14 protein-coding genes are annotated in these 11637 nt (G+C 53.8%); 6 read left to right on the forward strand and 8 right to left on the reverse strand.

What is annotated here, in order from left to right:
* From VK738_02960 to VK738_02980, 5 genes are all read left to right on the forward strand, one after another.
* Positions 1-686 (forward strand): c-type cytochrome (locus tag VK738_02960; protein ID HTD21583.1); only part of this gene is annotated, 686 nt, incomplete at its 5' end.
* Positions 687-688: 2 nt separating this feature from the next.
* Positions 689-2305 (forward strand): cytochrome c oxidase subunit I, encoded by a 1617-nt coding sequence (gene ctaD / locus VK738_02965; GenBank protein ID HTD21584.1) that lies wholly within the window; start codon positions 689-691, stop codon positions 2303-2305.
* Positions 2298-3017 carry a cytochrome c oxidase subunit 3 family protein gene (locus VK738_02970; protein HTD21585.1) on the forward strand — a complete coding sequence of 240 codons (720 nt, stop codon included), beginning with the start codon at positions 2298-2300 and terminating at the stop codon, positions 3015-3017. The genes ctaD and VK738_02970 overlap by 8 nt, the downstream gene beginning before the upstream one ends.
* Positions 3018-3028: 11 nt before the next feature.
* Positions 3029-3373, forward strand: a complete 345-nt coding sequence (locus tag VK738_02975; protein HTD21586.1) for a cytochrome C oxidase subunit IV family protein — start codon at positions 3029-3031, stop codon at positions 3371-3373.
* 767 nt (positions 3374-4140) lie between these two features.
* A complete protein-coding gene (locus tag VK738_02980; protein HTD21587.1) occupies positions 4141-4869 on the forward strand; it encodes a PilZ domain-containing protein in 729 nt (242 codons plus the stop codon).
* Between the two features lie 99 nt (positions 4870-4968).
* Here the strand turns inward: VK738_02980 and VK738_02985 are convergent, their stop codons facing one another.
* Positions 4969-5118: a YHS domain-containing protein gene (locus VK738_02985; protein HTD21588.1), complete on the reverse strand. Its 150-nt coding sequence runs from the start codon at positions 5116-5118 to the stop codon at positions 4969-4971.
* 203 nt (positions 5119-5321) lie between these two features.
* Here VK738_02985 and VK738_02990 point away from each other — a divergent pair, with 203 nt between their 5' ends.
* Positions 5322-5615 carry a hypothetical protein gene (locus VK738_02990; protein HTD21589.1) on the forward strand — a complete coding sequence of 98 codons (294 nt, stop codon included), beginning with the start codon at positions 5322-5324 and terminating at the stop codon, positions 5613-5615.
* Positions 5616-5704: 89 nt separating this feature from the next.
* Here VK738_02990 and VK738_02995 read toward each other — a convergent pair whose 3' ends face one another.
* From VK738_02995 to VK738_03025, 7 genes are all read right to left on the reverse strand, one after another.
* A complete protein-coding gene (locus tag VK738_02995) occupies positions 5705-7102 on the reverse strand; it encodes a hypothetical protein (GenBank protein ID HTD21590.1) in 1398 nt (465 codons plus the stop codon).
* Positions 7099-7458 carry a hypothetical protein gene (locus VK738_03000; GenBank protein HTD21591.1) on the reverse strand — a complete coding sequence of 120 codons (360 nt, stop codon included), beginning with the start codon at positions 7456-7458 and terminating at the stop codon, positions 7099-7101. Before VK738_03000 ends, VK738_02995 begins: the two co-directional genes overlap by 4 nt.
* Positions 7459-7665: 207 nt before the next feature.
* Complete coding sequence (locus tag VK738_03005; protein ID HTD21592.1) at positions 7666-8784, reverse strand: tetratricopeptide repeat protein; 1119 nt, start codon at positions 8782-8784, stop codon at positions 7666-7668.
* 158 nt (positions 8785-8942) lie between these two features.
* On the reverse strand, positions 8943-9158 hold the full coding sequence (locus VK738_03010) for a hypothetical protein (protein HTD21593.1): 216 nt from the start codon (positions 9156-9158) through the stop codon (positions 8943-8945).
* Positions 9159-9392: 234 nt separating this feature from the next.
* Complete coding sequence (locus VK738_03015; GenBank protein ID HTD21594.1) at positions 9393-9911, reverse strand: hypothetical protein; 519 nt, start codon at positions 9909-9911, stop codon at positions 9393-9395.
* Positions 9908-10486: a sigma-70 family RNA polymerase sigma factor gene (locus tag VK738_03020; GenBank protein ID HTD21595.1), complete on the reverse strand. Its 579-nt coding sequence runs from the start codon at positions 10484-10486 to the stop codon at positions 9908-9910. The genes VK738_03015 and VK738_03020 overlap by 4 nt, the downstream gene beginning before the upstream one ends.
* Before the next feature lie 48 nt (positions 10487-10534).
* Positions 10535-11488, reverse strand: a complete 954-nt coding sequence (locus VK738_03025; protein ID HTD21596.1) for a hypothetical protein — start codon at positions 11486-11488, stop codon at positions 10535-10537.
* Positions 11489-11637 lie beyond the last annotated feature (149 nt).

Below are 11637 nucleotides of genomic sequence, written 5' to 3' on the forward strand. Positions count from 1 at the left end.
AGCAATGGATGTGGAAGTTCCAGCACGTTGAAGGCGCGCGTGAAATCAACCAGTTGCACGTGCCCGTGGACCGCGACGTACGCGTGGTGCTGACTTCGCAGGATGTGATCCACGACTTCGCTGTGCCCGCATTTCGCCTGAAAGGTGATGTGATCCCCGGTCGCTACAGCAGCGTGTGGTTCCGTGCCACCAAGACCGGCACCTACCGGCTCTTCTGCGATCAATACTGCGGTACCTTGCACTCCGGCATGGTGGGCGAGGTGATTGTGATGAAGCCTGAAGAATACCAGCAATGGCTGTCGACCCGGGCCGAAGGATCGCTGGGGCAGCAGGGTGAAAAAATTTTCCAGCAACTGGGCTGCAACACCTGCCACCGTAACGATTCCCTGGCGCGCGGCCCGAACTTGGCTGGCCTTTATGGGAATCCGGTGAAGATGAAAGACGGCAGCATGGTGATCGCCGATGAGGGTTACATCCGCGAGTCCATCGTGAGTCCCAACGCAAAAATCGTCGCCGGTTTTGATTCCATCATGCCGACCTTCCAGGGGCAGATCAATGAAGACGATATGATCGCCCTGGTGTATTACATTAAGTCTTTGCAGAATCAACAACCCGGAGGTCCGGTGAAAACTTCGCCGAACTCCACTGAAGTTCCGGGGGCCAATCCTCCGGTGAAGTTGCAATAATTATGGCTACTAATGAAATGCCGCGCGAACACTATCTGAACTCCGAGTTCGGAATTAAGTCATGGCTTTTGACCAAAGATCACAAGCGCATCGGGATACTCTATCTCCTTACCATTACATTCTTTTTCTTTGTAGGTGGTTTTTTTGCCACCATGATTCGCATTCATCTGCTTACCCCCGAAGGCGCGCTGGTTTCTGCCGACAACTATAACAAGATGTTTACCATGCACGGCATCATGATGGTGTTCTTCTTTCTCGTGCCATCCGTCCCCGCCGTGCTGGGCAACTTTGTGCTGCCCCTCATGCTGGGCGCCAAAGACGTGGCTTTTCCCAAGCTCAACCTGTTGAGCTGGTACCTTCTTGTAGTCGGTGGTTGCGTCACGCTCTGGGCCCTGGTCAGCGGAGGCGTGGATACCGGCTGGACCTTCTACACGCCCTTCAGTACCACATTTTCCAATACCCACGTAATTACTGCCGCGATGGGAATTTTTATTGCGGGGTTCTCATCCATCCTCACCGGTTTGAACTTTATCGTGACCATCCATCGCATGCGGGCCCCGGGGTTAACTTGGTTCCGTCTGCCTTTGTTTGTGTGGGCCGCCTATGCCACCAGCATGATTCAGGTGCTGGGGACGCCCGTCATTGCCATCACGATGGTGCTGGTCGGGTTGGAACGCGCCTTTCATATCGGGATCTTTGATCCGGCCTACGGCGGCGACCCGGTGCTCTTCCAGCACATGTTCTGGTTCTATTCGCATCCCGCGGTTTACATCATGATCTTGCCGGGCATGGGCATCATCAGCGAAATCATTTCCACCTTTTCACGCAAGCCGATCTTCGGATACAGGTTCGTTGCTTTTTCCAGCCTGGCCATCGCTGTTTTCGGCTTTATCGTCTGGTCGCACCACATGTTTGTTGCCGGCATCTCGGTGTACGCTGCTATGGTCGCTTCCTTCTTGAGCTTTGCCGTGGCCATCCCTTCGGCCATCAAGACTTTTAATTGGGCCGCTACGCTCTATAAGGGTTCCATTTCGTATCGTACCCCCATGCTCTACGCCTTTGGTTTCATCGGGTTGTTTACCATAGGCGGCCTCACTGGGCTGTTTCTGGCAACGCTGGGTCTCGATATTCACCTTCACGATACCTACTTCATCATTGCGCACTTTCACTACATCATGGTGGGTGGCATGGTGATGGCCTACTTGGGCGGTATTCACTACTGGTGGCCCAAAATTACCGGGCGCATGTATCCCGAAGGCTGGGCCAAGCTCTCAGCCATGATTGTGTTTTTGGGTTTCAATCTGACATTTTTCCCGCAATTTATCCTGGGTTATCTGGGGATGCCGCGGCGTTATGCCTCCTATCCGTCCGAGTGGCAGGTGCTGCATGTGCTCTCGACTGCGGGGGCCTCGATTCTTGCCGTCGGATACCTGCTGCCCATGATTTATCTCTTGTATTCGCTTCGCTTCGGCGAGGTAGCGGGCCCCAATCCCTGGGGCGCCACCACTCTGGAGTGGCAGACCACTTCTCCGCCGCCCCTTCACAATTTCGAAGAGGCGCCGGTTGTGACCGAGGAAGTCTACCATTACTCCAAGGAACAGGAGGCGGCATTTGTCTGATCGGAGCGTTGTAATTCACGAGTCGCCCAGGCACGAAGCTCACCACCCCATGCTGCAGCACCACTTTGACGACATGGAGCAGCAGAAAGAAGCCTCTTCCCTCGGCATGTGGATATTCCTCATCACCGAGATCATGTTCTTCGGTGGCATGTTCGCCGCTTATCTGGTCTATCGTCACTCGTACTATGATGCCTTTGTGTGGGGCAGCAGTTCTCTCAATATTATTTATGGCGGCGTCAATACTGCCGTGCTGATCTTCAGTAGCTTCACCATGGCCATGGCAGTACACTCAGCCCAGCTCGGTATGCGCAAACTGCTGATCTTCTTCCTTCTTTTGACGCTCTTGTTCGGCGGGATTTTTTTGGGCATCAAGGCAATCGAGTATCACGACAAGTATGTTGAACATCACATCCCCGGTCATAGTTTCAATTTCGAGCCAGTGACATTGCCAGATGGCAAGCTGCATAATGTGGATCAGGCGAATGCCCAGTTATTCTTCTCACTCTACTTTGCCATGACCGGGATGCACGCCATTCACATGATCGTTGGCGCTGGCCTGTTGTCAGCTCTCATCTACATGGCTTGGCGCGGCAAGTTCAGCGCAAGTTATTACACGCCAGTTGAGAACATTGGGCTCTACTGGCACTTTGTAGATATTGTCTGGATTTTCCTGTTTCCGTTGCTTTATTTGATCAGCAGGGTACATCATTAACCGAGCACACCATGTCCCAAAATACTGAACATTCCGAACACATTGTTTCCGTCTGGTTGTATCTGGCCATTTTTGCGACTCTGCTTGTCTTCACAGGTGTGACCGCGGTCGTAGCTTTTATAGACTTAAGCGCGAATATTGGGGGCCATGTTGTTAACTTCAATCCTCTGGTCGCGCTGGCCATCGCCATCTTCAAGGCCACGCTTGTGATCCTCTTCTTCATGCACGTCAAGTACAGCTCTCGTCTGACCAAAATTGTGGTCGGTGCGGGCGTTTTCTGGCTTCTCATCCTGCTCAGCCTCACCATGACGGATTACCTCAGCCGCAGCCTGCAGACCGCGCCGCCCATGCACTAAAGCTGTTTCGGAATTGATTTGGACAGCAAGTTCGAGAGCAGGGCTTTCAGAGGATGCGGAAAAGTCGGCTTTCTTGTCATTCCGAACACGCAGTGGAGGAATCCCTATTGTGCCGAAATTCTCTGCTTCCGCGTCCGTCAGGGGGCACGGAATTTTATCGGTGCCATAACGATGCTTGGGACTACCGTGGAAGAGCACGGCTTCAGCCGCGCGTTAAGGATTCCAGAACAACGCGGGCTTTAGCCCCTGCGCCTACAACAGCGGCACCACTCTGATATCAAACAGTTCATCCCGTGAAAATTGTGGGTCATAATGGTCTGACGGCATTCAGGATGCCGCGTTGCTCCCAGCTCTTTGAAAATTCATCGCCTGTAGCGCTGGCGTCCCGCCGGCTGTCGTGTGGGCATCTTGCCCACACGCTTTTCGAGCTTGCCTCGGGAAGAGCCGCGCCTCCTTATTCCCAAACCCCTCGTTTTAACTACTTGAACCACTGCCGGCGCTCTCTGTATGTCATTGAATTGTAGTGGCTTATCAATGCTTGGACTACTCCAAGTAATGGGGGGTGGGGGAGTAATACTTTGAAGGAAAATGGCCGGCTGAAGGTTCTTCAGAGAATGGCTTGCTGCGGCGCACCCGCTCAGCATGACAAGCCAGAATAAAAGACTGAGTACTAAAGACTGACAACTGATGACTGAGGAATGGTGACTAAGGACTGACTCATTTAGGTCATTTTCGGGTTAAAATCGGCATATCTGGAAAGGGCTCCAATGGGGACACGTAAATCGCCGCGTATTCAAAAGAACGTATCGGTACGAATTTTTGGAATGGATTCCAGCGGCAAGCCGTTCTCCTCGTCAGCCGAGACGCTGGATGTCAGCCCTTCCGGTGCGCGGTTGGTTGGCGTGTATCAATTTGAAGTTCCTGGCGAGACCATTGGCCTGGAAGTGAAAGGCAAAAAAGGACGCTTCCTCGTCGTCTGGATCGGGAAGAAAGGCTCAAAAAACGAGGGACAAATTGGCCTTCGCAGTGTTGATCCGGTAACGACCGTCTGGGAGATGACCACGCCACTCGATGTCCCGGCTCCGTTCCCCCGCACCCTTGGCAACAGCAATGCGAAGCTCGGACCAGCGCGTGCATCGGTTCCCCTCACGGTTGGGCCCAAGCCTTATGATCGCCGCGCCGCCAAACGTCTTGCCGTGAAGGCTGGCGCCAAAGTTACCCCACTCGGGCAAAAACTTGAGGGACAAAATACCGGATGGGGCATCTGCACTGACCTTAGCCGCTCCGGCTGCTACATTGAAACCGTATACCCGTTGCCGCAGGATTCCCGCCTCGAGATCACCTTGCGCCTTGAGGGAAGAGAAGTTCACGCCACCGCGGTTGTGCGCGTTTCCAAGCCGAATTGGGGCATGGGCATACAATTCCTCAAAATGAGTGATGAAGACCGCGCCTTCCTGGTTGATCTGGTTGACAACCCCGCCAAACCTCGTAAATAAGTAGAACTTATTTCATAAATAGTTTTGAAAGGGCGCAGCCTGTTCAGCCGTGCCCATGAGTTCATGTCTTTCCCGTACTGGGACTTGTAGTGTGCTTTACTACGCTGCCACCGTGTACTCTTCCGGGTTATCGTCAAACACCTCTTTGCACTCCAGGGAGCAGAAGTAATAGTGTTCCCCATTCTGGCTTGACTTGAATTCGGTAATTCTTTCATCTACTTCTATTTGGCATACAGGGTCTATGGCCATGGTTCCTCCATATTGAAATTCGATTGTCCCTCGCGTCGAAAGGATGGCTGCAGTTTGAGTACGTTATTTGCCTTGCCAAACTGCATTTTCTGGATAAAAATCTCTGACGCAATCCATGCCTATGCAACTTTGTTCACGGCGATGGGTTGAATAACATTAAAGCAGTTACAAAATTTCGATGAGTACTTGGAGGAAAGTTAGTTATGAAGAGAACGTTGCTTTCACTTGTTACAGCAGCGGCCTTGATGGCTGCAACCACATCTCCTTTGTTGGCCCAGGGAACGTCTGGGTCGCCAGGGGCGGCATCATCGACCGGGAGACCCGGCCACAGGGAACATCATCCTGAGATTCGCGCGGCCCTGAAACATCTGAACATGGCCAAGGCGTCTCTGCAAAAGGGCTCCAAAGATTTCAGCGGTCACCGCGAGAAGGCGCTCGATCTAACCAACCAGGCGATTCAGGAGTGCCAGCAGGCCCTGCAGTCGGACAAGCAGTAACGGTGTTTGTTGAACGAGAGGGGCGGGGCATGGGGAGAAGGCAAATGCGCGCCCCTTTCTTAATTGCTGCATGGTAGAGACGTAGCTTGCTACGTCTCATCCAGACGATTTGTCATGAGGAAGATCAAAAAAAGAGTGCTGGGCCACACTTGAACCAGCACCCGGTTAAGAGAAGTTTCCAGGAGCCAGTTGAGCGGCACTGGCGCTGTGACGTAAACCAAAAAGTATCCAATAACCGTCAAATACAGCGTGCGCAAGCAAATCTTTTCTTCAATGCTCGCCGGTTTCTTCACTCCGGCCAGCAAGACATACAAAGCCAGGAATGGCGTTATGGTCAGGGCCCATCCGCCAAAATGCAGCACCTGGTCTGCGAATGCTTTCGCAACCGTGCGCCAGCGGGAGATGCGCCCAAGCATCTTCAGAGCCGTTAGAAATGGGGAAGACAAATCATTGTGCCCCGCAAGGTTTAGTTTGAAATAGGCCAGCATCACCAGTACCGGCCCCAGTCCTGCTGCCAGCAGCACCAGTTGCCGCAAGTACGTGCGTATCCCTTGTTTGCGAAGCGTAGTGATCAGATGGGCCAGGAGCAGGCAAGCCAGAAACAGGCTGCCTTCATTCTTTGTCCATGCTGCGAACCCGGCGGTAGTTCCGGCCAGCACCAGCATGCTGTTGCTCTGCGCTGCCGCTCTTTCATGCAGACACAGCAATACGAGGGTGGCGAGGAAGAAGAATCCCAGAGGAACATCAGCGTACTGCGCTCCTCCCAGAACAAGAAAAAAAGACGAGGCCAGCAGAACGGTAACCGCCAGGAATCCTTGACTTCTGCTGCCCAGAACAGACAGAGATAAAAAAAGCAGCCCCACAGTAGCTGCGGTGAACAGAAACCCAATCAGAATTGGTACCAGCGGGATATCCGCTCCTGCATAGCTCCACCCGCGTGCAACGCTGGCCGGGATAAGCAGCGGATAGTCCGTGTGCGAGATGGCTCCCTCGGCGGAAAACGCATCGCGCCAGTGTGGCCCACCCAGGAACAGGAACTTTGCCCGCAGGTTCCAGATGCCCCAGGCGTCCCATCCGCCTTGTATGGCTCCGCGTGCAAACCAGAGAAACCCTTTTCCGGCGACGAACAGCGTAAAGAAGAACGTTATAGCTGCAACCCATTCGATCTTCGACTTCGGGTAAGGCGTGCGCCTAGTTCTAACCGGCAGAGAATCAACTTGTTGTTTTCGCCATCTGGCGCTCACCGCGAACGCTGACAAAACAAGCAGAAGTCCGATCTCGCAGCCAATCAATGCGCCTCCGGCGGTCCCAAATACTATTAACCAGAGGAAGAAAAGTAACGATGTAATTCCAAAGCCCATGCCCACGGAAAGCGAGATTATTAGCAGAAGGTCCGGCAGCAGTCGCCGCTGTCTGGGCCACAACAGGCAGGTAAAGCTGAAGCCCAAGCCCAGCGCGACCAGGATTGACATAACAATCTTGATCACCGGCCGGCATTTCTCCTGAGCAGCATCAGGCCATTCCCAAAATCTTTCAGGACTACGAACTGCTGGCTGCTGATGGAAGCCGCGGTGGAGCCGGCAGGGAAGTCTCCGATCAAAGGATCGCAATCAGCCGTGGGGCGAACCACCAGGGGAGCGAGCGCATACTGTGCCAAGAAGTAATGTTTCTTGGCATCGAACGAGTTGTCGGGGTTCGGCATATAACAGACGACCCCGCGTTGGGGGAGCATGCTCTTAATGCCATCGAAGCGGCCCAGGTAAAGATTGTCCACATCGGGCGAGTGTGATTGGTAAGTGAGTTTCAACAGTTGCCCGCTGGAGAGCAAACTGACTGCCAGCAAGCATAGTGCCCCGGCTATGCGAATAGATGACCTGAAGTTCACCTGAAGTGTTGACCTCGTATAATCAAGACCGTCTTGTATAACACACTTCGAGCGCAGCCCCCGAGGTTTATTCAGTACGAGATCGGCGAGTTGTTTTGCGAGTATGAATCAAAAGCAAGGGGAGAGCAGCCTTGTTTTGGCTGCTCTCCCCTTAGATAAAATACTTCACTGCCGGTTCGACACATTAGCGGCAGTTTTTGGCAGAAAGCTCCAGGTTTCACCCAACTTGCTTATCGTAGGATTGGGCGGATGCTTGCTGTCCCACTCCCCTACCTGCGCTTCAACACTGGGCACCTGCTCCGGAGAAAGATGGCTGCGCAACTTCTCAAGAAATTCTTGCGTGGGCCGGCTTGACATGAGCCATCCGCTGCGCTGGGCCAAGAGTGCCCAGAAGTAGGCCTGGCTGTAGTCAGGGGCAAGACCCCTTTTGCCTGCGTACAAGTGTGCAAGGTTCATGTAGCTGTTTCCATCGCCCTTTTCTGCGGATAGCTTGTATAGTCTGATTGCCTCGTTGATGTCTTGAGGAACCCCTGCGCCTTCCTCGTACAGTACCGCCAAATTATTTTCGGCCTGCGAGTTTCCCTGGTCTACTGCTTTCCGGTACCAGCGAGCCGCTTGGGAAATATCCCGGGCTGTTCCAACTCCGGTTTCATACATTGTGCCCAGCAGAAACTCTCCCGCCGCATAGTGCTGCTTTGCCGCCTCCTGGCACCAGCGCATCGCCTCTGGCGGATTGCGCTCTACGCCCATACCGTGGAAATACAGGATTGCAAGATTGACTTGCGCGGGCGCAAACCCCTGGTTGGCTGCTTGTGTAAACCAGGTTATGCTTCCTTGCAGGTCCTGGCGGGCGCCCAATCCGTTCAGCAGCAGGTAGGCGAGATCGTACTGAGCTGGCGCATAACCCTCTGCCGCTGCGCGCTGAAACCACTTGAAGGCCTGTTGCTCATCGCGAGGGACGCCTTCGCCCCTAACGTACAGATAACCTATCTGGGTTTGCGCCTCAAGACTGCCAAAATTCGCTGCCTTAAGGAACCACTGGGCAGCTTCGACCGGATCATGTTGCACTCCCTTGCCCAGTTGGTAGGCCCGTGCCATCTTGAGTTGGTCCTGAACATATCCAGCTTCCGCGCGGTTAAACATATGTTCAACGTGCATGTCGGCGGAAAGAGAAGAATCCTGCGCTGTCGCCAGCGCTGGAGCAAGCAGTAAAAGGATGGTTGCCGCTGCAATCTCCCGCAGCGAAGTTTGTATGATAGCTCTACTTATAATTAGGGACCGCATAGTCCACCTCCAAAAAATTACAAAGCCGGCCAGTAACGATCACGGGACGGCCTCCGATGGTTGCGGTCAGCCGGGTTTTAGATCAACACCAGCAAATCTTGTTTCGAATCACCTCTGTGGCTTCCGGGGGGACACGGAAAGCGATTTTCAGAATCGCCTTAACACCAGCGAATTTTCTTGCGAATCACCTCTGCAGAAACGGGTAAGCCGTCTTGGATGTTGATGCGCTCGATTTCTCCATGCTTTAAATCGCGGCAAAATCGAATCAGCGCCTGCCATGACGGGTGGATCTCGTTGTTGGCGCTGGCAGCATCAACCGCCACAACCTTCGCCCGCAACGGAATCTCTTTCTTTTTATTGCCAAAATCTTCCATGTACTCGGTCTCCATCTACTACTCTTCTATTAACACTCGGAGGAGCTAATTTTGTCCAAAAGAAAAACTAAATGGTTGCAATCAGTTAAATTTGGGGTATATACTTAATCGTTTTTTAACATTTCAATTTATTTCGACTTCTCATTTATACAACCTGCGCTCCCTCGGTTTGGTTAACAGAGAATTAAATGTAGACAAAAATGGTTGTAGCTTTGAAAAACCTCTCGTTTTAAATCAGTCTTTCTCTGCCGTCAGAAACAGGGCCAATCCCCACACCAAAACAAATGTTCCTAAACTGGCCATGAGCAGAATTGGTATCCAGCCGGCCGTGCTCGAGGTGAAAGTCCAGAGGCTATCCAGGTGGAACGCGCTTGAGTTCGAGGTGTCGTCGAGCGAAAACAGCCAGTCGGCAATCGGGTTCCATTGCCACGCTGCCAGGCCGAGTGCGGCCAGCAGTATGCTGATCAATGCAATTTTTTCTGTGACCGCAATGGGTCTGGTCATGCGCTCAACCGCCCCGCTGCGCAGGCGTAGTTCCGATCTCCACCAGAGCGTGCCCGCAGAGGCGAGTTGCGGCTTTTGCAGGGTCTCGCGCCGGGCTTGCTGCAGGGTTTGACTCACCAGCACAAGGTCATTGCAATCGGCGCAAGCGGCCACGTGCGCGAGCAATGCTGGATCGCATGCTTCGGGCCATCGTCCCTCCCGTAGTGCTGCTGCAACTTCTTTTCGTTGGGTGCAAAAATATGACTTCATGTGTTTCTCCCCGGCTCGGGTGTTGCTTGCCGCAACAAGCGGGCCAGCTTCCTTCTCGCCCGGAATAGCAGGAGCCGGATGCTTGCCGCCCCCAACCCCGTGATCTGGGCGATCTCACGATGCGTGCAGCCTTCCGCGTAGGCCAGCCAGAGCAACTGCCGTTCTCGCGTATTCAGGCGTGCGAATGCGGGTCCGAGCAATGCCTGCGAATCAATGCGCTCAGAGGCGCGGTTATCTGGCGCAATCAATGCCGTTTCGGGAACGTCTTCCAGCGTTGTCGTCTGAGGCCGGCGCCAGTGGTCGCGCAATAGATTGCTTGCGATCCGGAACAAGTATCGCCGGCATGACTCTTCGTCGTCTTGCCTGCGTCCGGTGGCGCACAAAAACCGTAAGTAACTTTCCTGCAGCAGATCGTCAGCCAGAGCGGCATTGCCGGAGACGCGTGCCAGATAAGCCCATACCGCCCGCGCCGTCCGATGATAGAAGCCGGCGAATATCTCCTCATCCATGAGCGGCGCGTCCGTTTCTGCCGTATCGCGGGCGCTCGCTTGCGGAATGGCATCGTCCCAGGTCACAGGTCTTGTTCAATATATTATGGCGTCAAAGAGTCAGGGCTGTTTCAATTAGTCTCTGGTGTCCACGCTCGCGCCGCCTTGGGATTGTGCCTTCCCAGGCAACAATCCCAGATGCCGGGCCAGTAGAAATGAGAGCCCTGCCGAGATCACAAACCCAAGCCCCAGCATAAGCCCCAATGTTCCGAATACCAGAAGTGGAGAAGAGGCGTCGGGAACGCTGCCCCGCACCCAAATCAAACCCAGGCCCCCCAGAGTCAGCACCACGCCAAACTGCAAGGGGAAGAGGATCCTCCCCAGCGAACTGCCGGCATACGGTTGGAAGTTTGAAGGCAACGATACCGATTCAAGAAAGCGCTTCCCAGCTCCGCCTTGCACATAGGCCAGCAATTCTTCGTTGCTGCTGAACTTATCGAGCAGCTTGTTGCAGATATCGGTCTGCACTTTGAAGTGCCGCGACCAGCGCCGGTTTTCCAGCAGCACACGTGATATCCACAGCAGCGCGCCCAGAATGCAAACAAAGACCAGAAAGGGCACCGCGTCTCGCATGACCTCGCGGGTATACTCCCGGTTGGGGTCGTTCACATCGAACGATACCATCCCTCGGTCGAGGCTCAATCTCGGACCTTGTTTCCCCCTAATTCCAAAATTGCTGAATAAATAAAACTCCGGATTGCGGACGATCTCCGGATGACCCTGCAGGAACTGGACCAGTGCCGGATTAGTGCGGCCCACGTATTCCTGATCGCTGAGCAGTGACGGATCATGTGCAACCACACCGGTCAGTTTCGGGCTTATCCGCAACAGCTTGAACAGCTCTTCTCTGGTCGCCGCCAGTTCTTCATCGCTGATCGGTGCAGGGCTGGCCACGGGGGTCTGGACCTTTTCCGTAACACGGGATGCCGGCGATTGTGCCATGATCGAAGTTGCACAGAACAACGCAATCCATAATGCCGTCCACCGGACAACTCTACCGGAAAGCCGGCGGTTTTTTTTAGTATTCATCTCTGATCCTCGCTCTTTTTTGCATTTCAGTATTTTGCTTGTTTGCTGCCTATACAACGGATGAGGACGCAATTCGGTTAACAGGAAAATGAATGCCAGGAATGTTCGTTGCCCTGCGGACATCCTTTGCGGAACGCTGGCTTGCCCTA

It is taken from the genome of Terriglobales bacterium (assembly GCA_035487355.1).
GTDB lineage: Bacteria > Acidobacteriota > Terriglobia > Terriglobales > Acidobacteriaceae > QIAW01.